The organism is Nocardia niigatensis NBRC 100131, assembly GCF_000308655.1.
Lineage (GTDB): Bacteria > Actinomycetota > Actinomycetes > Mycobacteriales > Mycobacteriaceae > Nocardia > Nocardia niigatensis.
Genome location: NZ_BAGC01000111.1, coordinates 124358 through 146071 on the forward strand (window position 1 = coordinate 124358; position 21714 = coordinate 146071).

The following is a 21714-nucleotide window of genomic DNA, read 5'->3' on the forward strand; positions in this document are numbered from 1 at the left end:
CTCGCGCGTAGAGTCCGGGCCATGAGTTTCCTGGGCGGGGTGTTCGGTTCGCCGCGAAATCGGTTCGGCAGGAAGGTCTTGGAACAGGTGCGCGGCTACGAGGCCGTGGAGACCGCGCACTTCGATACCGAGGCCTACGAGATCGGGTACCGATTGAAGAACGGCTACGTCGCCAAACTGAACCTGGGCACGCTGTACCGCCGGTTCGACGGGAAGATCACCGCGGGCCTGTTCGAGGCCGTCGACAATCTGCTGCTGCCGCCCGAGGCCCCGGAGGGCTGGGAACAGGTGGCGCCCAAGCTACGCCCGGTGCTGCGGCGGGCCGGCTACGGCGCGGTGACGGTCGCGGGGCTGGACGGGCGGGATCTGGTGCTCACCCGGCCGGCGCTGCCGTACCTGTCCGAGCTGGTGGTGATCGATCTGCCCAGCACCGTGCAATTCGTGACGAAACAGGATCTTTCGCGCTGGGGCGTGGACGCCGACCAGGTCTACGGCGTCGCGCACGCCAATCTCACCGAGCTGGCCATGAACACGATGGCGGCCTTCGATCCGCCGCAGGGGGTGCGGGTGCTGGACTTCGCCGACGACGACGGCGAGAGCTATGTCGGTTCGCTGCCGCTGGTGGCCGGGTGGCTGGCAGGCGTGCGGGCCCGAACCGATACGCGCCCACTGCTTTTCCTGCCCGGGCATCTGGGGATGCTGGTCGTGCTGGGCGCGACGACCGAGACCCTGCCGCAACTGCTGGAGCTGGCGGCGGAACGGCTCGAGGCGGCGGTGCGCCCGCTCTCGGCGGTGCCCTACACCCTCGACGACAACGGTGAGGTCGTCCCCTACGAGGTGCCCGCCGATCACCCGGCCCACGCGGCCATCCGCCGCGCGCAGGCGCAGCTGGCGGTCGGGGCCTATCACGCGCAGACCGAGAAGCTACGTGCCGGGGAGGAGCGCGAGGGCGCGATCATGGAGCTGCTGCACGTGCGCGCGCCCGACGGCAGCGAATACACCATGACCTCCTGGACCGATGGCGTCACGAACCTGCTGCCCGCCGCCGATTTCATCTGCTTCGTCACCGGCGAGGGCGATGTCTTCCGCGTGGCGTGGGACGTCGTGTGCGGGCTCGCGTCACTGGAACTCGCCGCCGAGTACGACCCGCCGCGTTATCGCGTGCACGACCATCCGCCCGCCGAGATCATGACCCGGCTGCGGGCGCTCGCGAGCTGACCCCGGCCTCGCGACCGACTGCCGAGGGGGGCGTCGCGGCCGAGCGGATGCTGCGGCGCGTCTCCGGTGTGGCTGGCTATCGTCACGACTGTGTCACCCGGTTCGGCTAGGGTCGCGGCGTGGACAGGGCGCAGCTGACAGCGGACATGGCGGACGGGGCGAGACCGGAGTTCCTCTTCTTCTGGGGGCACACCCGCACTCCCGGCCACGAGGTGGGCAAGTGGGTGCTGAGTCAGTGGTGGCCGGTCGAATTCAGTGTCGACGGCCAGAACTACCGCAGCGCAGAACATTTCATGATGGCCGAGAAGGCCCGTCTGTTCGGCGACGAGGACATGCGCACCCGCATCCTGGTGAGCGACACGCCCGCCGACGCCAAGCGCATGGGCCGCGCCATCTCCGGCTTCGATCAGGACACCTGGGAAGCCCACCGCTTCGACATCGTGCTCCGCGGCAGCATCGCCAAATTCGGCCAGCACGACCAGCTGCGCGACTTCCTGCTCGCCACCCGCGACAAGGTCCTCGTGGAAGCCGCGCCGCGCGACACCATCTGGGGCATCGGCCTCGGCGCCGAGAACCCGTCCGCCGCCGATCCGGCCCGCTGGCGCGGCGAGAACCTGCTCGGCTTCGCCCTCATGGACGCCCGCGACGCCCTGGCACCCGCCCGCCAGTCCTGACTCGCCCCGCGATGGGGGAGGATCGGGGGATGGACACGCTGCGGAGTCGTGAGGTGTATGCGAATCGGTGGATCACGCTGCGGGAGGACGTGGTTCGGCAGGCCGATGGGGAGGAGTCGGTGTACGCCTACCTCCACAAGGCGGACTTCGCCATCGTGATCCCGTGGGACGGGGAGCGATTCCACCTGGTCGAGCAGTATCGGTATCCGTTGCGGCGCCGGTCCTGGGAGTTCCCCGGCGGGACGGTGGCGGGGGAGGCCGATCCGATCGCGGTGGCCCGGCAGGAGTTGCGGGAGGAGACCGGGCTGCGGGCCGGCCGCTTGACGGTGCTGGGGAAGGTGGCGCCCGCGCCGGGCACCAGCACGCACTACGGAACCGTGGTGCTGGCGACCGACCTGACGGAGGGGCCGCACGAGCGGGAACCCTCCGAGATGGACATGGAATCCGCCTGGTTCACGCGGGATGAGGTGGAGTCCATGATCCTGGCGGGCACGATCGTGGACTCACAGAGCGTGGCCGCGTACTCGCTGCTGTCGCTGCACGAAAAGCGCGGCGGTCTCGGCTAACCCTGGCCGGCGTGCTTGATCAGGCCCGCGACGACCTCGGGGAAGTCGGCGGTGATCTGCGGGCCGATCTCGGGGCCGAGGGTGCCGGCGGCGGGGCCGGTGATCTCGGTGCGGTAGACCACGCGAGTGGCGCCGGACGGCAGCGGGTCGAGGCGGTGCTGGGTCAGCACCTCGAACCCGTCGCCGAGGAACACGTCGCTCCAGAGTTCGCCGTCGACGATCTCCACGAAGCGCAGCTCCACGGTGTCACCGTCCGGCGAGGTCATGCGGAAGGTGGTGCCGGGCGCGAAAGACCCGTCCAGCTCGAAGGTTTCGATGCCCGGATTCCATTCGGGCCAGCGATTCGGGTCGGACCAGCTGCGCCACAGCGCCTCCCGCGGCACGGTGGTCTCGGCGCTGTGTTCGTACTCCCACATGATCTCGTCCTCGATCGAAGTTCAGTCGGATAGACGGTTTATCACAGTGAACACCTGAAGATCCGGTGAAGTGAACCGCATTGGCCCTTGCCCCGTGCCGGGAATGGCGTTTAATGACGTCGCGGTCCGCGGATCGAAGGGCCGGGGGGATTGATCATGGATCGTATTGGTGCACACAACGATACGAAGAGTGATCGATCATGCGCGGAAGACTCCGGCCGGCACTGCTGACGGTAGCCCTGCTCACGGCTCCCCTGACGACCGGCCTGGCCACCGCCGCGGCGGTGCCTTCGACGGGCGTCATCGCCGCCCACCACCACGACGGCGGCGATCAGGATCAGGACGGTAACGGCGGTCAGGACGCATCCGGCGGCGGCCGGGACGGTGGTGGCGGCCAAGGCGGATTCGGCGGCGGCCAGGGCGGATTCGGTGATCAGAACGGACGGCGTGATCAGGGTGACTGGTGGTTCGTCCACCACTGCGCCCAGCTGCACGAGTGGTGGCAGCCCCGGTGTCAGCGCGACGGCGGCGACATGTGGCACCGCGGAGGTCCGAACGGCGGCTGGTAGCCCTCACCACTCGATGCGCCCGTATCCCTCCTGTCCCCAGCGGTGGCCCCAGAACGTCCCGGTCGGGCCGTCCGCGGGCAGTGTCGCGAGGTGAACGCTGGGCTCGGCGCCCTGCTCGGCGGTGCGGAAACCGCTGTTGCCGTTGAGATCCGTCGCGGTGTAGCCGGGATTGGCGGCGTTCACCTTGATCGGGGTGTCCTTCAGTTCGAGCGCGTACAGGACCGTCACCATGTTCACGGCGGTCTTGGACGAGGTGTACGGGATGGCCGAAACCATCTGTGCCATAGGGCTGTTCGGGTCGGTGCGTCCGGCCAGTGAGCCGACCTCGCTGGACACGTTGACGATCCGGGCCGCCTCGGCGCGCCGCAGCAGTGGCAGCAGGGCATTGGTGACCGCGACCAGCCCGAAGACATTGGTCTCGTACACGGTCCGCAGCGTGGCCAGGGTGCCGGACGACGGCTTGCCGTCGCCCTCCAGGCCACCGCTGATGGCGGCATTGTTGACGAGGATGTCGAGCCGGCCGAAGTCGGCCTCGATGTGGGCGGCGGCCGTGGCGACGGACTGCTCGTCGGCCACGTCGATCGCGATGAAGTGGGCGTCCGCGCCCTCGGCCCGCAATGTCGCGGCGGCGGCCTGCCCGAGTTCGGGGTCCCGCGCGCCGAGCAGGACGGTCATGCCGCGCGCGGCCAGCTGCCGGGCAGTCTCGTAGCCGATGCCCTTGTTGGCGCCGGTGACGAATGCTGTTCTGGTCATGCGAAAAGCATCGCCGCGCCGGGGTCTCGGTGGGAGGACCGGGTTGTACCACCCAGAATCCGGACACCGGCCCACACTGGAGCCATGGCTGACAGGACTGAACTCGCGGCCTTTCTGCGGGCCCGGCGCAACCGGCTGACCCCCGGCGATGTCGGGCTGCCGAACGGAATCAACCGCCGCGCACCGGGATTGCGCCGTCAGGAGGTGGCGCAGCTGGCCGGCATCTCGGTGGACTACTACATCCGGATGGAGCAGGCCCGCGGCGCCCGGCCATCGCGGCAGGTGCTGGCGGCGCTGGCTCGCGCGCTCACGCTCACAGTCGATGAGCGCGAATATCTGTTCCGGATGGCGGGGGCGGCGCCGCCGCCGATCGCTGGGCCGAACAAGACTGTGCCGCAGGAGGTTCGGACGATTCTGGACGTGCTCGCCGCGCCGGCCTACGTGGTGGACGCGACCTACGAGGTGCTCGCCTGGAACCGGGCGGCTGTCCCGTTCGTCGGTGATCTCGAATCCGTGCCCGGGCGCGATCGCAACATGATCCGCTGGATGTTCCGTGAGGCCGCCGACCATCCGCAGTGGGCCGAGGCCGACACCCGCGAGTTCGCCCGCGCCCTCATCGCCGATCTGCGCGCGGCCTACGCCCGGTATCCGGGGCATCCGGCGCTGGCGGCCCTGGTCACCGAGTTGCTCGGTACCTCACGGCGTTTCGCCGATATGTGGTCGGCCCACGACGTGGAGGTGCGGCGCACGCACCACAAGCGCATCCGCCATCCCGAACTGGGCCCGCTGGACTTCCACTGCCAGGTGCTGCACATCTCCGACACCGATCAGCGGGTCATCGTCTACTGCGCGACCCCGCACACCCGGACCGCCGCCGTCTTCCAGTCGCTGGTCGCCACCGGCCGCTGAAGGGTTGTCAACATTTGTTGGCCAACAACCATTGCCGGAGCCTCCGGAGTCGGAATGAGCACCGTCCCGCCCGTTCTGGTCGCAATCGGGGCGCTCGTCCCACCGGCATCGCAATGGCCGACGCTCGCAACGGACGGGTGTGATCCTGCGGGCCTCGATCTCAGAGGCCGAGGTAGCGGGTAATGCGGACTCGGAGAATGTCGTTGACAGGCACGCGATGCGCAAGGTCATTGCGTAGGTCGCGGAAAGCGTATAGACGGTCTCGGTCGTCGCTCCGGCTCATGCTGACCCTCCCGCTGCTGACAAGCCATGCCAGGGAGCCGATCTCGATGATGTCGTCAGGGCGGCGGTCGAGGTCGTCGAGGGCGCTCTGCGATGCTCGCTTCCGAATGATGGCCTCGTAGTGTGCCCGTTCCTCATCGACATAAGCGATGAAAGTGCGGTTGTGGGCCAGCCATAGTCGTTGGCGGATGCTCGCCCCGTCGAGTATGCGGGGGCTGCGGTTGGTGGTGTACCCCCATTGGTCGAGAAGTCCTGAACGCCAGGCGTGTTCCTGCCTGGTGGGCGGCGCGTCGCTGGGGCGGCGGTCGGTCTTGTCGATCCTCGGGTTGCCGTCGACCGGTGCATGGTCCTGGTAGGCGCGTACCGCGTCGGGAAGCCCCGAGGTGGTGCCATTCCAGTGGCGGACAAGATAGTCCACGCAGGCGAGATCCCAGCCTGACAGCTCGGTGATGACTGCGGCGTCAACGGGGTTGAGTTTGCGGTCGGCGACCGCCGCCATTCGCGTTTGGGTGTCGAGGTGGTCGAAGACTCCCCACCACCAGCGAATACGGAGATGAGTGAGGTCGAGTCGATCGAGGACTGCACGCTCGACGTCGCCCAGCCGCAGACCGATGATCAGTTTCGGGCAGTCACCGGTTGGCAGCCCGCTGGCGTGCACCTGTGCTGGCCAGCGGGCGAGAATATCGGTGATGTCGCTGTGCTCCCAGGCGGTTACGACGACCCACGACCCGTGCCAGGCGTTCCACCGGATGATCGATTGCCAATCGTCGTATTCGCGGTCATCGACCGGATCGCCACCGAAAGTATCGAGGACGCGAGCGTGAAACGGCTCCCCGGGTTTGTGAGCGATGTACTCGGCGAGGCTGTTCTCGCTGCGGATGTCGTCCAGCACGGCGTCGGCGATCCCGTTTTCGACTGCGGCGTCGGGGAATACGACGACCACTGTCTTTCCTTCAGCGAGGTCGCCGACGACAGCAGCGATGAAGCGTGCGGGGCCGGGTAACTTCGGATAGTCACCCGGCTCTGGCCCGTAGTCAACCATCGAGTGAGCGGAGGGCTCGCGCCACGACCGGGTCGAGGCGGAACTGGTCATCGCGCTCGTTGACGATTCCGAACATCCGCACAGCGTCCAGAATGGAGCGCACTCCGTCCGAATCCCGCTCGAGGACCGCGGCGATATCGGTGGGCGGTTCATAGCCGAGTTCGCATGCGGCCCACTCGGTCAGCATGCCGCGGATGTGTTCCGCGACCCCGACTCGGTCCAGGAACTCGGCTGCCTCGGCCGGATCGGTCGGGAAGTCCGACAGCTTCTCCCACGCCCCGGATGGGCTGATGCCGCCGTCGACGACATCGGCCACAGCCTGTTCGACCAGATCCGGCCAGCCACCGGAACGGTCGAGCAGTTCACGCCTTTCCGCCGGACTGCTGAACGGGTTGTCATGCCAGGAGCGGATTCCGTCACCGGACCACTTTTCGAGCGTCACCATCGTGGTCGACACCTGCGATTGCTGCGCGAGACGGATAGCGGCGTCGGCCCCATCCGTGCCGTACACGACGATGAGGTGTCCCTGGCTGCGTTTGCGCAGTGCCTGCACCGTTTCGGCGACGTCGGCGGCCCGGTCACAGTCCAAGCGGCTGCCATCGATGACGAGCAGGGTCGCCTTCTTTCCACCTCCGCCCGGAAGGAACCTGAATGCGTCCAGCTTCGCGCGCAGCTCCGGGTCTTTCCCATCGAGCACAGTGACGGTGATGTGCCGGTCGGCTCCGACGGTATGCAAGATGGGCGCGACCGTGCTGATACCCAGTGCGTCACTGCCCACGACGACGATGTTCGTCAGGTTGTGACGATCCCGGCGTGGAATGAGTTCGGCGAGGTCGTGCTCGCTGAGTGGACTGCGCACGGTCTTTCCGTTGAGGACCACTTGGCGGCGAGTCGAACGCGGGTTGTATTCGGTGGGGAGCTCGAACTCGGCTTCCTCGAGCTCGGTCACCAGCTCGTCGCGGCTGCCGAGCATGGTGACGATGTTGGGGGAGCGCACCGAGTACCGTTTGCGGGCGTCCTTGGTGAGGACGCCCAGGCCGATGAGCTCGTCGAGATAAACGATGAACTCGGCACTGTTGAGATCGGAAAACCCGGCCGGCCAATACAGTTCGCACAGCGCCCGGATATCAGCGGCGAGATAGCGTTCCCGGAAGCCGTCCTCCATGCTCTGGATGGCGATCGCCAGTGCGATGACCTTGTAACGGACATCGAGCTGAATGGTCAGGCGCAGCTTGCTGGCGATCTTCTCGCGGGTGGTCGGGTTCTGGGTGACGGCGTCGATGTCGGCGTCGGTGATCATGATCGGTGGCTCCCCCCTGCGTGGGGGCCGCGCCTGGAGCAACTCGATCAGATCGTTGCACACCAGCTGGATCAGGCCGGGCTGCATGTTCGTGAAGGCGAGCAGCCGCCACACCGCGTCCGGGTTGGCGAATTTGTAGCCCAGTGCCTCCAGGGGTTTGACGACTAGATCGTGGGCAGGTTTCGCGCTGAGCGGGCCGATCAAGACGTCGCGGCCGCCGTGGGCCAGCGGGGTGTTGGCGACATTCTGCAACCGCTGTACTTTGTGGAGACCGGCGAAGATTGGTTTGAACCGCCCGGCCGTGTTCTCGAACAGTTGCTTGAGCGGACCGACATTCTTGAATCCATCGGGGCCGGCGATGGATTCCTTCTCCAGGAACGCGTCGGCCTCGTCGAGCAGCAGCAGCAACCGTCGGCTGCTCTTGCCCTCGAGCCATTTGGCGATCGCCTTGGTCACCGGCTCGTGGTTGCGCACGTTCGGTTGCGGTTTGAGGCCGACGCTCCCGATTGCGGCGAGCTCGTTGTACAGGACTGTCCACAGCTGATTCGATTCCGACCAGCCGCCGATGCCATGCGAGCTGAGGTCGATGTAGATCGCGTGCTGGTCGTCGACTCCGTTGAACTGCCGCTCGATTCGGCGCAGTAGTGCGGACTTGCCCAGTTGCCGGCCGCCGTAGACGAATTGGCTGCCGGCGGGGTCGGTGAGCAGTGCCTGTTCCTCTGCGCGGCCGACGAACACTTCGTCGGGAACCTGCCCGGCGACCATCGTGTAGTGCGTGAAGCTGGAGAACGGCAGCGTGAGTTGCTGGACGGATTTGAACGATCGCGGGTGATGGGCGGCGATGTAGGCGGCGACCACATGGTCCACCACGATCGCGGTGATTTTCCTGGCCCGGCACTCCAGGAGGCATTGACGACGCTGCTCCGCGGACAGCACCCCCGCGAAAAGGACGATATTCGCTCCCGCGCCGGTCGGAAACGCCGATGACAGAGTCTGTCTGAGCAGTTTCGGATCCGCGGTGACCGCGACCAGGTAGTGGCTGGCACGTGATCCGAGCCCCGCTACCAGGGAGCCGTCAACAGGGGTGGCGGTTACCCGGAAAAGGTCGTAGTGCTTGCCCGAACTGTGCTGCGTTGTGAACTCGCGCATGTCCAGCCCGAGTGCGCGCAGCACCGACGACATCGTCATCTGCCGCGCCCGCGGACCCCCGTTCTTCCTGTTCAGCAAGCCATTCCAGTTACGCAGCCGAGACTCGTCGTCGTCGCGGATCTCCGCGCCGGGACGCCCCAGCGATTTCTTCATCTGGGAGATGACGTCATCGATCGAGGACACGCCGGCGGCTTCCATCGCGGCAAGCACGCCCATGAACGATTCGAATACGTGGGCGCCGGTGTTGGATTCGCTGTCGGGGGACACGTCCGGAAGGCGTCCGCCGACAGACAGCGAAAGCAGCTCGTTGGCTCCGGCGAAGTCCTCGACATCGATCCGGGCAAAGATCTTGTTCTGGTCCGGGGTCTCGACAACCTGTGCGGAAACCTTCTCCCGCAGCGTGTGCGCGGTCTTCTGCCGGTGTTGCCGCAGCTCTTCGCGCAATTTGTCGAGGACGGCCATCTGCAGGTCGAATCGGTCGCCGTCATAACCGTCCGATCCGACGAGCTTCGACTCGGCGTCGGCGTGATCGCCGTCGCTGACATTGTCAGCGAAGGTGCGGCCGATCTCGGCACTCACTGCGGCTGATTCGCCGTTCAGTTTGCGCAGCCACCGCGTTCTTTCGGACTCGATGCGCTCTTCGAGCACGGTGTTGCCGGCCGCCACCGCCGCCGCTTGCTGGAGATCGCCACGATCGGCATACAGGGCGAACAGCTCGGCTGACGGGCGCGGGCTGCGCAAGGCCTCCGCCACCGCACCGGCGAGGCCGCCGACACCGACGGGCAGTCCGTCGGTGTCGCGATCGACGAACGTGACCGGCAGCGACTCGCCCACCAGCACGCGCCGTTCACCACCGGGCCGTCGTTGCGGCGGTTGCGGATCCATGATCCACGCGACCAGGTTGCGCAGCGCCGCTTCCCCCGGGCCGGTGCATTCGGCGGTGGTGAGTTGGGCAGCCTTGGCCGCGGCGGCGAGCTCATGGCGCGTGGCTGTCGTCGTCGCCGCGGTGGTGTCCGCAGCCGCCGCTGCCGCGGCAGCGGCCGCGGTGATGGCATCGGTGACGCACTCGCGCACCAGATCGATTCTCTTGAGCAGCGCGGTACGGGCATGCGCCACAATCGGTTCGCGTCGTTGTACAGCCGAGCTCATCGCGTTGTCGCCCAAGACGATGAGATGTTCCGGGTCGTCCAGACCGGCCAGTGCGGCGGCCAGTGCGTCCCGGCGCTCGGTGCCGGTAGTGTCCGCCTCGACCGCCGCCAGCGCCGATCCCAGAGCCTGCTGGTTGCGCAGCAGATAGCGCAGCGCCTTGTCGGCGCGGGTGAAGTTGATGCGTTGCTGGTCGAGTTGCTGATGCAACTCACGAGCCTGTTCGCGGACAACGTCGATCGAGGGACCAAGTTGACCGCCGAAGTCCTGCAGGTGCTGGTAGTTTCGCTCGCCGGCGGTCACGGCCGCGGACACGAGACGCCGCCACCGGTCGTCCAGGCTCGCCTGGCGGGCGATCTTGTCCACCTCCGAGCGCGGCATCCACCCGGCCGTCAGCCCTGCACGCAGGCTCGCGGCCAATGCAACCCGCGCCGATTCGTGCGAACCGTACTCCGGGTCGCCCGCGCTGGTGAACTGCACGAGCACCCCGGCGGGATCGACGCCACCCGGTCCGGAGTTGAAGGCCGCCGACGCGAGTCGGTACGCCGCCACGTCACTTTCGGGCAGGCAGGCCGCCGATGCCACCAGCCAGGCCGCGCCGTAGCGTCCCGCCCGCACATGCTCGACCAGATCGCCGGACACATCGACAGCTGCTTCGAGATCCGTTCTCGCGCCGGCGCCCGTTTCCGCCTCGGCGATGTCAGCACTCGCCGCATCCGCGGTATTCGGCTCCGGCACAGGGTGGGGCAGCATCTCTTCGGCCGGATCCTGTTCGGGCTCCGACTCATTCGATTCCTGCGCGATCGGCGCCGGCTCGGCTGGAGCGAATGCGGACGCAGTGCCGTCATCAGCGGTGAGGTCGTCTTCAGCTTCCGTCAAGATCGACGCGAGGCCGGTGTCCGGGGAATCCTCGCCGCCGTCGGTGCTCGAGGCCGCGTCCGTCTCGGTGCTGACGACGTCGCCGCCTTGCGTTTCGAGGGGCGGCGTATCCGTTGGGATGAGGTCGGCGAGCTGACACTCGATGGCCTCCGCGTCGCGGATTGCGGTGTCCCGCATGCTCTGGTACCGGTCGTCGTCAGCGGCCAGCGGGCCTAGTTGCGCGATTGTGCCGCGCAGCTGCTGCAGTTTCTCGGTGAGCCTTTCGATCTCGCGTCGGCGTTGTGCCTCGGCTTCCTTCCGGTCGGCCTCCTCGGCGGCCAGCCGGTCAATGATCTGACACAGGTCGTCCACGCCTGCTGACGGAGGAGCAGCGACCTCGCCGAGCTTCACCCATAGGTCTCGCCGGATCGTGTGCCAGCTGTCGATCGCATCCGATAGGTTTCGATCCACGGACTTCCCTTGCCGGGCGGCGATGGCCGCGGTCGAGAGCTGATCTGCCAAGTGTTCACCGGCTTCGACGAGTTCGGCATGCAGCTGTCTGACGTCGTCGGAGTCGAGCACGGTGGCGGGGCTGCGCACATCGTCGGATCCGGCATTCAGTTCGACCGGCGGTGCTGTGCAGGCGGCGGAGTTGCGAATCTCGTCGAGAAGGTGTGTGAACTGGTCGGCGTTCTCGACGCGGTGGGTATCGAGTGCCAGCACAGCTCGGACGCCAGTGGCCGACTTGATCGCTCGGCCGCTGTCGGGGTGCTCGTCGAGGTGGGCGCGATACCGGCCGGGCAAATCACCGACCCGGTGATCCGAGACGGCACGCATATCCAGCCACATACGGAAGAGGGGTGCGTCGACCCGGGTGGTCTTCGGCTTCTTCATCGATCTCCGCACCGTTTCACGGACGAAGCTGCAGGAAACCAGAAACTCGTCAAGCTCACCGTTCGTCAACAGTGAAAAACACTTGCGCGCTACGGAATCCTTCATCCGACCCAATATGCCACAATCCGGGACGCCTGCGGTGAGGACTCAGCTATCCAGTGGCGCTTGTGTTTTCGGTCCGCGATCAGCGTCCGTGAAGTGGCAATTTCGTACCGTTCAGTCTTCCAAAATGCGGGTTCGGCGGAGTTAAACCCTTTGGCGGCAACCTATTCCGGGCGGGTGGTGATCGGGCTCGCCGGGGCGCTCGAACGAACCGCGGGGCACGCTCATCCAGTGGGGGCGATGGGCGTTGTCGGCCCGGCGTGAACGGTTGTTCGGGATCTCCGTCGGGGTGCGCCGGCCGCTGCCACCGGCTGCTGAAGTGTTGTCAACATTTGTTGGCCAACAAGTGTTGACATGGGCTCGGCCGGGTCGTACCGTCTAATTCAACAGACGTTGGCCAACAGATGTTGGCAGAGCCTCAGGAGTCGTCATGAACACCGTCCCCGCCACTGCCTCGGTCGTCATCGTGGGTGCCGGTCCCGCCGCCATGACCGCGGGAATCGTGCTCGCCGACGCGGGTGTCGACGTGGTTCTGCTGGACAAGCTCGCGGCGGGCGCCAACACCTCCCGCGCGGTGGTGGTGCACGCCCGCACCCTCGAGGTGCTCGAGGAGCTCGGCCTCGCCGAGACCATTCTCGAGCGCGGAATCGTGGTGCCGAACTTCGTGATGCGCGACGGTGACCGGACGCTGGCCCGGGTCTCCTTCGCGGGACTGCCGACCAGGTACCCGTACACCGTGATGATCGGCCAGGAATCCACCGAGGCGGTCCTGCTGGAGCGACTCGAGAAGACCGGCGCGCGGGTGTTCCGGCACACCGAGGTCACCGGCGTCACCCAGGACGCCGGCGGCGCCACCGTCGCCTACACCACCGCCGACGGCGGCTCGAATTCGATTCGCGCCCAATGGGTCATCGGCGCCGACGGCATGCACAGCGTCGTGCGCGACGCGGCCGGGATCGGCTTCGCCGGCGCCACCTACCCGGAATCCTTCGTCCTCGCCGACGTCCGCATGACCTGGCCGGACCCGCGGGACGAGGTCTCGCTGCAGCTCTCGCCCGAGGGCGTCACCGTGATCGCGCCGCTGCCCGACCCGGTGCCCAACCGCTTCCGCGTGGTCGCCACCGTGGCCGAGGCCCCCGAGCATCAGGATCTGGCCTACGTGCAGGCGCTGGTCGACGCGCGCCGGCCGGGCGCGCACGCGAAGGTCGAGGAGATCATCTGGAGCTCGCGCTTCCGCGTGCACCACCGGGTCGCCGACCGCTACCGTGCCGGGCGCATCCTGCTGGCCGGCGACGCCGCGCACGTGCACAGCCCCGCGGGCGGTCAGGGTATGAACACCGGGATCCAGGACGCCGCCGTGCTCGGCCGGCTGCTGGCCGCGGTGGTCCAGGGCGCTGCCGAGTCGACCCTCGCCGAGTACGAGCGGACCCGCCGGCCCGTGGCGCTCGGCGTGGTCGCCTTCACCGACCGGGTCACCCGCATGGCCACCCTGCGCCCGCTGCCCGCCCGGATGATCCGGAACCTGGTGATCAGCACCGCCGCCCGCATCCCGGCCTTCCGCCGCAAGCTGGCCTACCAGCTCTCGGAACTGGCCAATCGCTGAGGCCCGCAAGACGGTTCGCGGCCCGCACCCTCCCGGTGCAGGCCGCCGGTCGTCTTCGATGCGCCGATCATGGGTGGCTGTCACCGGCCTGGCCCCGGTTGGGTCGACGCCTCGATCGCCGCCCGAGGTGCTGCTCCCGGCGATGGTGACGCCGCCCCTCGCCACGTGGCGATACTGGCCGCTCACCTCGAGGCGTGCCGAAACCGCTTGGCGGACGGGCTTTTCAGCCGCGCAGGGAAGTGGTGACGGTGTCGGCCGCGGTGATGGTGGCGGTGGCCAGTTCGTGCAGGCGGGTGGCGGGGAGGTTGGTGTCGGGGCAGCTGACGATGGAGGCGATGACCGAGCCGTCGGAGGCGAAGACGGGGGCCGCCACCGAGACGACGGCATTGTGGTCGCCGAGTTCGTCGGGGAGGTAGTCGATGGTGATGAGGTCGGCGATCATGGCGCTGAGACGGTGGCGCAGTGGATCGGTGACAGGGGAGTGGCGCAGGGCGCCCAGGGCTTCCAGCATCGGGGCGGACTCGTCGGCGAGGCGCTCCACGGAGTAGCCGCGGGCGGCGATGGTATCGAGCACCGCGGTGAGGCGGGGGCGATGGCGCGGGTCAGCGGCGGCCAGCCAGGTCTGCCGCTCGGATTCCGGTGCCCAGGCGATGAATTCGCGGCAGACCGGTGGTGCGAACGGCATGCGGCGGGCGGGGCGGATCCACGGGACGGACGGGGTGCCGAGCACCTCGGTGATGACGATGGCGTCCTGTTCGCGCTCGGCCAGGAAGATCGGGACATTGTGCTCGTCGGCCAGGGCGTGCATGGGCTCCAGCGCCAGGCGGCGCAGCGGAAAGGCGGTATCGGCCCGGCGAGACACCGCCAGGAGCGCGAGGCCGAGGCTGTAGTTGCCCTCGGCGTCGCGCACGGTCCAGCCGTCGGCGGTGAGCTGGGTGAGCACGGCGTGCGCGGTGGCCCGGGACATGCCGGTGGCGCGCACGATGCGGGCCAGCGAGAGCCGCTCGCCGGAGTGCCGCGACAGCAGTTCGATGGCCTGCACGACCCGGTGGGTCGGCGGTGAGGCGGCTGCGGGACCTGCTCCGGCCGCCGTTTCCGGCGTGGAAGTCTCAGGGGCGATGGTGGATTCGGGCAACTCGATCCCTGCTGGTGTCGGTCCCGGCGGCGCGGGAGGTTCGCGCCCGATCGTATCGGCCGGGGTATCGGTCATTCGCGCCGGAGTGGCCGGGATCCGGTGTACCGGAGTTACTTCGGTGCGCGGCAATTCAGGCGCGGGTATTGACCGTCGCCCTGGTACCGACCTATCGTCGGTGTCACATTATCGAACAATAGCGTCGAATATTCGACACCGCAAGGTCGAAGGATCGGACGGCTCGGATGACGCGACGAATGGGACGAGAGATGCGCGCGGGATATGAGCTGTCGCACCTGAACGCCTTGGAGGCGGAATCGGTGCACATCATCCGGGAGGTGGCGGCCACCTTCGAGCGGCCGGTGCTGCTGTTCTCCGGTGGTAAGGACTCGGCGGTCATGCTGGAGCTGGCGCGGCGGGCGTTCTGGCCGGCGCCGCTGCCGTTCCCCCTGCTGCACATCGATACCGGGCGCAATTTCGACGAGGTCATCGACTTCCGGGATCGCACCGTGGCGCGGCTGGGAGCCCAGCTGCTGGTCGGCAAGGTGCAGGACGATATCGACGCGGGACGGGTGACCGAACGCCCGGGCGAGACCCGCAACCGGCTGCAGACCGCCACCCTGCTGCGCACCATCCGCGAACACCGCTTCGACGCGGTCTTCGGCGGCGCGCGGCGGGACGAGGAGAAGGCGCGGGCCAAGGAGCGGGTGTTCAGCTTCCGGGACGAGTACGGCGCGTGGGATCCGCGCGCGCAGCGGCCGGAGGTGTGGAACCTCTACAACGGGCGGCACCGGAAGGGCGAGCACATTCGCGTGTTCCCGCTGTCCAACTGGACCGAGCTCGACATCTGGGAGTACATAGGCCAGGCCGAGGTGGAGTTGCCCTCGCTGTACTACGCGCACCGCCGCACCGTGGTCGAGCGGGACGGAATGCTGCTGGCGGACAACCGATTCCTGAGCTTCGGCACGGATGAGACGCGGTTCGACGCCACCGTCCGCTTCCGGACCCTCGGTGACGCCGACTGCACCGGCTGCGTGGAATCCACCGCCGCCACCCCCGCCGAGGTGATCGCCGAGACCGCGGTCACCCGCCTGACCGAACGCGGCGCCACCCGCGCCGACGACCGGATCTCCGAGTCCGGCATGGAAGATCGCAAGCGAGAGGGTTACTTCTGATGCGCCGCAACCTGTTACGGCTCGCCACCGCCGGCAGCGTCGACGACGGCAAGTCGACCCTCATCGGGCGGCTGCTGTTCGACTCCAAGAGCCTGTTCAGCGATCAGCTCGACGCCATCGAGCGCGCGAGCCTCTCCCGCGGCTCCGACGGGCCCGACCTGTCGCTGGTGACCGACGGCCTGCGCGCCGAACGCGAGCAGGGCATCACCATCGATGTCGCCTACCGCTACTTCACCACGCCGCGACGGAAATTCATCATCGCCGACACCCCGGGGCACGTGCAGTACACCCGGAACATGGTGACCGGCGCGTCCACCGCAGACCTGGCGCTCATCCTGGTCGACGCGCGCAAGGGCGTCTCCGAGCAGACCCGCCGCCACGCCTTCCTGTCCTCGCTGCTGGGGGTGGGGCACCTGGTGCTGTGCGTGAACAAGATGGACCTGGTCGACTGGTCCGAGCAGCGGTTCGAGGAGATCCGTTCGGAATTCGCGGATTTCGCGACCAAGCTGGATGTGGGCGATCTGAGCTTCATCCCGGTCTCGGCGCTGCACGGCGACAATGTGGTGGACCTGTCCGAGAACTCGGCCGGCTGGTATCCGGGTCCGCCGCTGCTGCGGCACCTGGAAGAGGTGCACGTGGCCTCCGACCGCAACCTCATCGACAACCGGCTGCCGGTGCAGTATGTGATCCGGCCGCACGGGGAGAGCCAGCGCAGTTACGCGGGCACCGTGGCGGGCGGCATCTTCAAACCGGGCGACGAGGTCGTGGTGCTGCCGTCGGGGCGGACCAGCCGGGTCAACCAGATCTGGGGGCCGGGCGGCGGCAAGGTCGACGAGGCCTTCAGCGGCATGGCGGTGTCACTGACCCTGGACGACGAAATCGATATCGGCCGTGGCGATATGCTCGCCCGGCCCGGAAACCAGCCGCACACCGATCGGGAACTCGACGCCATGGTGTGCTGGTTCTCCGACGACACCGAACTGCGGGCGGGCAACTCCTACGCCATCCGAACCGCCACCCAGAGCTCCGGGGTCGAGGTGAGCGAGCTCGACTACCGGCTCGACGTCAACACCCTGCACCGGCAGACCGACGCGGATCGGCTGGGACTCAACGACATCGGGCGCGTGACGATCAAGAGCCGCCAGTCGCTGCTGTTCGACCCGTACCGCGAGAACCGGGCCACCGGCAGCTTCATCCTCGTCGACGAGACCACCGATCAGACGGTGGCCGCCGGCATGATCACCGGACGCTCCACGGGTGCGCCGCGGGTCGGGCAGAAGGCCTCGAACGTGGTGTGGCACAGCTCCGCCGTGGAGCGCGGGCAGCGGCTCAGCTCCGGCGCGACCGTGTGGCTGACCGGGCTGTCGGGCTCCGGGAAGTCCACCATCGCAGTCGAATTGGAGCGGCAGCTCATCGAATCCGGGCAGCCCGCCTACCTGCTCGACGGCGACAATCTGCGGCACGGGCTGAACAAGAACCTGGGCTTCACCGACGAGGACCGCCGCGAGAACATTCGCCGCGTGGCCGAGGTGGCGGCGCTGTTCGCGGACGCCGGCGTGGTCGCCATCGTGTCGCTCATCAGCCCGTTCCGGGCCGAACGGCGCGAGGCGCGCAAGCTGCACGACGGTCGGAACCTGCCGTTCCGTGAGATCTTCGTCGACACCCCGCTCGAGGAGTGCGAGCTGCGTGACCCGAAGGGCCTCTACAAGAAGGCCCGTGCCGGGGAACTGCGCGAATTCACCGGCATCAGTTCGCCGTACGAACGTCCGGAATTCGCCGATCTGACCATCACCCCCTCGACCGGGACGCCGGCCGAGATCGCCCATCGAATTCGAGAAACCCTAGGGATCGCTGAAAGCTGATGACAGACATGGAAAAGGCCGAGCTGCCTCTCACCGAGCCGTTCCTCGCGGCCGTCGCCGAGGCCGAGAAGCTCATCGCCGGCGCCGATTTCATCCGTGACCCGCACGACCTGGCCGAGGGCTACGACTATCTGCAGGCCGGCATCGCCGCGGTGCTGCAGCTGTCGCGGGCGCACGGCACCTCGCACCCGTATTTCGTGACCGCCACCGGGCCCTACACCAAGATGGGCCTGGACAACCCGGACACGCTGTACTACAGCGCCAATATCGAGCCGAATGCGGAATACCTGCTCACCGGCGTGCGCGGCAGCACCGTCGACCTGAGTTTTCAGGTCCTCAAGGGCGATTACACCGCCTCCGATGTCCCGAACGGTGACGACGCGTTCGACGACCGGCGGCTGCGGATCGACGCGGACGGCAGCTACCAGCTGCGTTTCGGGCCGCCCAAGGAGAATCCGGAGCCGAACTACTTCGTCCTCCCCGACGGCGCGTCCATGCTGGCCGTGCGCGAGGTGTACGGCGACTGGAATACCGAGCGCAAGGGCAGCATTCGCATCGAGCGGGTGGATACCATCGGCACCGCGCCGGTCGAGGCGAGTGTCGAACAGCTGCGCAAGCGATACCGGGCCGCGGGGCGGATGCTGCTGACCAGGGTGCACACCTGGTTCAACTTCCCGAAGTGGTTCTACCTGAACCTGCCGGTCAACACGCTGACCGAGCCTCGGCTCACGCCGGGCGGGCTGAGCACCCAGTACTCCTCCGTCGGGCACTTCGAGCTGGAGGACGATCAGGCGCTCATCATCACCGTGCCGAAATCCGATGCGCCGTATCAGGGTTTCCAGCTGGGCAGCCGCTGGTACATCTCCCTGGACTACGTCAACCACCAGACCTCGCTGAATCATCAGCAGGCGCAGGTGGATCCGGACGGAATGATCCGCATGGTCGTCTCGGCGCGGAACCCGGGCGTGGCCAACTGGATCGAGACCACCGGGCGCAAGCTCGGCATTCTCCAGTTCCGCTGGCAGCGGGTCGCGCGGCCGATGACGCCGGAGGACGGGCCGACCATCGAACTCGTTCCCTTCGACAAAGTGGCTGAACGACTGCCCAACTTCGAACACAATCGGATCGACGAGGCCGGCTGGCGCGAGCGGATCGCCGCTCGCCAGCGCGCCTTCGCGGAAAGGATGCTCGGGTGAGTGTCGACAACTCTCGTAACCCCCAGGAACAAGCCCCTGAGACCCCGAACCGGCTGAAGACCGGCCTGCTTGCGGGCAAGGTTGTCGTCGTCAGCGGGATCGGACCCGGTCTCGGTCGTTCCATCGCGCTGGAGGCCGCGGCCGCCGGTGCGAAGGTCGTGCTGGCGGCGCGCACCGAATCGCGCCTGAAGGAGGTCGCCGACGAGATCGCGGCCGAGGGCGGCGCGGAAACGCTGTGCGTGCCCACCGATATCACCGATGAGGCCACGGTCCAGAATCTGGCCACGCGGACCCTCGAGACCTTCGGTCGCGTGGATGCCCTGGTGAACAACGCCTTCAAGGTGCCGTCCATGAAGCCGCTGGCGCGCACCGACTTCGAGCAGATCCGCGAGAGCGTGGACCTGACCGTGCTCGGCAATCTGCGCATGACCCAGGCGTTCACCGACGGGCTGGCCGAGACCAAGGGCTCGGTCGTCATGGTCAACTCCATGGTGCTGCGGCATTCCGAACCTCGCTACGGCAGCTACAAGGTCGCCAAGGCGGCCCTGCTGGCCATGTCGCAGACCCTGGCGACCGAGCTGGGCGAGAAGGGGATCCGCGTCAACAGCGTGCTGCCCGGCTACATCTGGACCGACCAGCTGAAGTGGTACTTCGGTGAGATCGCCAAGAAGTACGGAATCACCGAGGAGCAGGTCTACCAGCAGACCGCGTCCAAGTCCGACCTGAAGCGGCTGCCGCTGCCCGACGAGATCGCCCAGACCATCGTCTTCCTGCTATCGCCGTGGGCCAATGCCATCACCGGGCAGACCATCGACGTCAACTGTGGCGAATACCACGTCTGAGCAAGGAGTTTCACCACCATGACCGGACGTACCAACGTCGGCACCGTCGAGGACCTGCACCACTCGGCGTCGAAAGTCTGCGGCCTCACCGACTTCGGGGCCGACGACTACCTGGAGGCGCTCGGCGTCCTGCTGGAGTCCTACCAGCGCGACGCCGGGCTCACCGAGCTCGGCTCCAAGATGAGCCGATACTTCCTGCGCGGCGCGCTCGTCGCCCGCGCCCTCAGCGAAGCGTCCTGGCAGGCCCACCCGGACCACGCCGAAACCCAGGTCACCAGGCCGATTTTCGTGACCGGCCTGCCCCGCACGGGCACCACCGCCCTGCATCGGCTGCTGGCCGCCGACCCGCAGCACCAGGCCCTGGAGATGTGGCTCGCCGACTTCCCGCAGCCGCGGCCGCCGCGCGACACCTGGGACGACAACCCGGTGTACCAGGCCGTCGACAAGGGGTTCGCGCAGCACCGGATCGAGAATCCGGAATTCATGGGCGTGCACTACATGACCGCTGCCGAGGTGGAGGAGTGCTGGCAACTGCTGCGCCAGACGGTGAAATCCATCTCCTACGAATCGCTGGCCTATCTGCCGAGCTATTCGGAGTGGCTGCGCAAGCAGGACTGGACCGATGCCTATGCGCGGCACAAGAAGAACCTGCAGCTGATCGGGCTGGGGGACAACCGGCGCTGGGTGTTGAAGAACCCCAGTCACCTGTTCGCCCTGGACGCCCTGATGAAGGTGTACCCGGACGCGCTGATCATCCAGACCCACCGCGATCCGGTCACCATCGTCGGCTCGTCGTGCAGCCTGTCGGAGCAGGCCACGCAGGGTTGGTCCACCACTTTCGTCGGCGAGAAGATCGGCGAGTCGCAGCTCGAGCTGTGGTCGCGCGGCCTGCGTGAATTCAATACCGCGCGAGCCCGATACAACCCGGACCAGTTCCTCGACATCGAATTCGACGAACTGCGCGCCGACCCCTTCGCCACGGTCGAGAAGATCTACTCGGCGTTCGGACTCGACTACACCGACTCCGCGCGCGGAGCCATGACCGCCCTCGACGAGGAGAGCAAGTCCGGCGACCGCAAGCCGGTCCACAAGTACTCGCTCGCCGACTACGGTCTCACCGAAGACCAGGTCAGGGCCGAATTCCAGCTCTGATCAACGGCTCTCGAACGGCCGGGCGCGCACCTCGCGCGTCCGGCCGTTCGCCGTATTCGGCGGTCTTTCGTCCCGTTCGATTCGATGATACGTTGACGAAAGATACCTAAGTTACTGACCGGTAACAAGATGACTGTTGTTGTGGCCCAGTGACTTTCCAGGACGGGGGACGAAACTGTGAGCACAGCGACGATCACGCTCGGGGTCATCGGCGCCGCCGTCACGCTGTTCTGCTGGGGATTGCTGTTCACCGGGGTGGCCCGGATGATCCGGGTTCTGCGCGCGGGCCAACCCGACCGATCACGGCTACGGCCGGTGCTGCCGCGCGCACGGACCGTTGTCGTCGAGGTCGCCGCGCACACGCGGATGGGCAAGTTCCGGACCGTCGGCTGGGCGCACTGGCTGGTGATGGTCGGATTCCTGCTCGGCATGGTCTTCTACTTCGAATCCTATTTCCAGACCTTCGAACCCGAGTTCCACTGGCCGCTCATCGGCGAGACCTTCGGGTATCGGCTGCTGGAGGAGATCCTCAGCCTCGCGACCATCATCGGGATCGTCGTCCTGATCACCATCCGCCAGCTGAATCATCCACGCCGGCCCGCCAGGCTCTCCCGATTCGGTGGGTCGAATTTCCTGGCCGCGTACCTCATCGAGCTGATCGTGCTCACCCACGGTTTCGGTGATGTGCTGGTCAAGGCGGGGAAGATCGCGACGTACGGTTCCGGGCACGCGTCGACCGATCCGGTGACCATGCGGGTCGCCGAGTTGCTGCCCGCCGGCCCGCTGATGATCTCGATCTTCGCGTTCGTCAAGATGCTCGCGGGGGCGGCGTTCCTCTATCTGGTCGGCCGCTATCTCACCTGGGGTGTGGCGT

General features: G+C 67.3%; 16 protein-coding genes and 1 pseudogene. 12 read left to right on the forward strand and 5 right to left on the reverse strand.

The annotated features are described in order from the left end of the window. Positions 1-21 precede the first annotated feature (21 nt). The 3 genes from ON33_RS34590 (at position 22) to ON33_RS34600 (ending at position 2458) form a co-directional block, all read left to right on the forward strand. A complete protein-coding gene (locus ON33_RS34590) occupies positions 22-1218 on the forward strand; it encodes a DUF1444 domain-containing protein (RefSeq protein ID WP_040863362.1) in 1197 nt (398 codons plus the stop codon). A 119-nt stretch (positions 1219-1337) separates the two neighbouring features. Further along, positions 1338-1892, forward strand: coding sequence for a riboflavin biosynthesis intermediates N-glycosidase (gene ybiA, locus ON33_RS34595; RefSeq protein ID WP_040863363.1), 555 nt, complete (start codon positions 1338-1340; stop codon positions 1890-1892). Positions 1893-1921: 29 nt separating this feature from the next. Beyond that, entirely contained in the window at positions 1922-2458 is a 537-nt protein-coding gene (locus ON33_RS34600) for an NUDIX domain-containing protein (RefSeq protein ID WP_040863364.1), read from the forward strand. Here the strand turns inward: ON33_RS34600 and ON33_RS34605 are convergent. Further along, positions 2455-2874, reverse strand: a complete 420-nt coding sequence (locus ON33_RS34605; protein WP_040863365.1) for an SRPBCC family protein — start codon at positions 2872-2874, stop codon at positions 2455-2457. The genes ON33_RS34600 and ON33_RS34605 overlap by 4 nt on opposite strands. 200 nt (positions 2875-3074) lie before the next feature. Between ON33_RS34605 and ON33_RS42640 the strand changes: the two genes are divergently transcribed. Further along, positions 3075-3443, forward strand: a complete 369-nt coding sequence (locus tag ON33_RS42640) for a hypothetical protein (RefSeq protein ID WP_040863366.1) — start codon at positions 3075-3077, stop codon at positions 3441-3443. A 3-nt stretch (positions 3444-3446) separates the two neighbouring features. Here ON33_RS42640 and ON33_RS34615 read toward each other — a convergent pair whose 3' ends face one another. Beyond that, positions 3447-4196 (reverse strand): SDR family oxidoreductase, encoded by a 750-nt coding sequence (locus ON33_RS34615; RefSeq protein ID WP_040863367.1) that lies wholly within the window; start codon positions 4194-4196, stop codon positions 3447-3449. Positions 4197-4280: 84 nt separating this feature from the next. On the opposite strand from ON33_RS34615, the gene ON33_RS34620 reads away from it, so the two are divergent. After that, positions 4281-5105, forward strand: coding sequence for a helix-turn-helix transcriptional regulator (locus tag ON33_RS34620; RefSeq protein WP_040863368.1), 825 nt, complete (start codon positions 4281-4283; stop codon positions 5103-5105). A gap of 160 nt (positions 5106-5265) precedes the next feature. Here the strand turns inward: ON33_RS34620 and ON33_RS34625 are convergent, their stop codons facing one another. Beyond that, positions 5266-6429 (reverse strand): hypothetical protein, encoded by a 1164-nt coding sequence (locus tag ON33_RS34625; RefSeq protein WP_157184897.1) that lies wholly within the window; start codon positions 6427-6429, stop codon positions 5266-5268. Continuing rightward, positions 6422-11776 (reverse strand): ICP22 family protein, encoded by a 5355-nt coding sequence (locus tag ON33_RS34630; protein ID WP_040863370.1) that lies wholly within the window; start codon positions 11774-11776, stop codon positions 6422-6424. Before ON33_RS34630 ends, ON33_RS34625 begins: the two co-directional genes overlap by 8 nt. A 532-nt stretch (positions 11777-12308) precedes the next feature. Between ON33_RS34630 and ON33_RS34635 the strand changes: the two genes are divergently transcribed. Continuing rightward, positions 12309-13481 (forward strand): FAD-dependent oxidoreductase, encoded by a 1173-nt coding sequence (locus ON33_RS34635; protein ID WP_040863371.1) that lies wholly within the window; start codon positions 12309-12311, stop codon positions 13479-13481. A 223-nt stretch (positions 13482-13704) separates the two neighbouring features. On the opposite strand, the gene ON33_RS34640 is transcribed toward ON33_RS34635, so the two are convergent. Then, positions 13705-14616: an IclR family transcriptional regulator gene (locus tag ON33_RS34640; protein WP_245551067.1), complete on the reverse strand. Its 912-nt coding sequence runs from the start codon at positions 14614-14616 to the stop codon at positions 13705-13707. Between the two features lie 242 nt (positions 14617-14858). On the opposite strand from ON33_RS34640, the gene cysD reads away from it, so the two are divergent. The 6 genes and pseudogenes from cysD to ON33_RS34670 all read left to right on the forward strand — a co-directional run. Further along, on the forward strand, positions 14859-15788 hold the full coding sequence (cysD, locus tag ON33_RS34645; protein WP_085996889.1) for a sulfate adenylyltransferase subunit CysD: 930 nt from the start codon (positions 14859-14861) through the stop codon (positions 15786-15788). Continuing rightward, positions 15788-17650, forward strand: a complete 1863-nt coding sequence (gene cysC, locus ON33_RS34650) for an adenylyl-sulfate kinase (protein ID WP_040863374.1) — start codon at positions 15788-15790, stop codon at positions 17648-17650. The genes cysD and cysC overlap by 1 nt, the downstream gene beginning before the upstream one ends. Then, positions 17650-18846 carry a hypothetical protein gene (locus ON33_RS34655; protein WP_040863375.1) on the forward strand — a complete coding sequence of 399 codons (1197 nt, stop codon included), beginning with the start codon at positions 17650-17652 and terminating at the stop codon, positions 18844-18846. The genes cysC and ON33_RS34655 overlap by 1 nt, the downstream gene beginning before the upstream one ends. 53 nt (positions 18847-18899) lie before the next feature. Further along, entirely contained in the window at positions 18900-19688 is a 789-nt protein-coding gene (locus ON33_RS34660) for an SDR family oxidoreductase (RefSeq protein ID WP_040863400.1), read from the forward strand. Positions 19689-19706: 18 nt separating this feature from the next. Then, positions 19707-20840, forward strand: a complete 1134-nt coding sequence (locus ON33_RS34665; protein WP_040863376.1) for a sulfotransferase family protein — start codon at positions 19707-19709, stop codon at positions 20838-20840. Between the two features lie 177 nt (positions 20841-21017). Then, a pseudogene (locus ON33_RS34670) lies at positions 21018-21714 on the forward strand (Fe-S oxidoreductase); the annotation flags it as partial.

Excerpts from the sequence above, each read along its gene's own strand:
- ON33_RS34590 (WP_040863362.1), top strand. The coding sequence starts at position 22 with ATGAGTTTCCTGGGCGGGGTGTTCGGTTCGCCGCGAAATCGGTTCGGC.
- ON33_RS34600 (WP_040863364.1), top strand. The coding sequence starts at position 1,922 with ATGGACACGCTGCGGAGTCGTGAGGTGTATGCGAATCGGTGGATCACG.
- ON33_RS34605 (WP_040863365.1), bottom strand. The coding sequence starts at position 2,874 with ATGTGGGAGTACGAACACAGCGCCGAGACCACCGTGCCGCGGGAGGCG.
- ON33_RS42640 (WP_040863366.1), top strand. The coding sequence starts at position 3,075 with ATGCGCGGAAGACTCCGGCCGGCACTGCTGACGGTAGCCCTGCTCACG.
- ON33_RS34615 (WP_040863367.1), bottom strand. The coding sequence starts at position 4,196 with ATGACCAGAACAGCATTCGTCACCGGCGCCAACAAGGGCATCGGCTAC.
- ON33_RS34620 (WP_040863368.1), top strand. The coding sequence starts at position 4,281 with ATGGCTGACAGGACTGAACTCGCGGCCTTTCTGCGGGCCCGGCGCAAC.
- ON33_RS34625 (WP_157184897.1), bottom strand. The coding sequence starts at position 6,429 with ATGGTTGACTACGGGCCAGAGCCGGGTGACTATCCGAAGTTACCCGGC.
- ON33_RS34630 (WP_040863370.1), bottom strand. The coding sequence starts at position 11,776 with ATGAAGAAGCCGAAGACCACCCGGGTCGACGCACCCCTCTTCCGTATG.
- ON33_RS34635 (WP_040863371.1), top strand. The coding sequence starts at position 12,309 with ATGAACACCGTCCCCGCCACTGCCTCGGTCGTCATCGTGGGTGCCGGT.
- cysD (WP_085996889.1), top strand. The coding sequence starts at position 14,859 with ATGACGCGACGAATGGGACGAGAGATGCGCGCGGGATATGAGCTGTCG.
- cysC (WP_040863374.1), top strand. The coding sequence starts at position 15,788 with ATGCGCCGCAACCTGTTACGGCTCGCCACCGCCGGCAGCGTCGACGAC.
- ON33_RS34655 (WP_040863375.1), top strand. The coding sequence starts at position 17,650 with ATGACAGACATGGAAAAGGCCGAGCTGCCTCTCACCGAGCCGTTCCTC.
- ON33_RS34665 (WP_040863376.1), top strand. The coding sequence starts at position 19,707 with ATGACCGGACGTACCAACGTCGGCACCGTCGAGGACCTGCACCACTCG.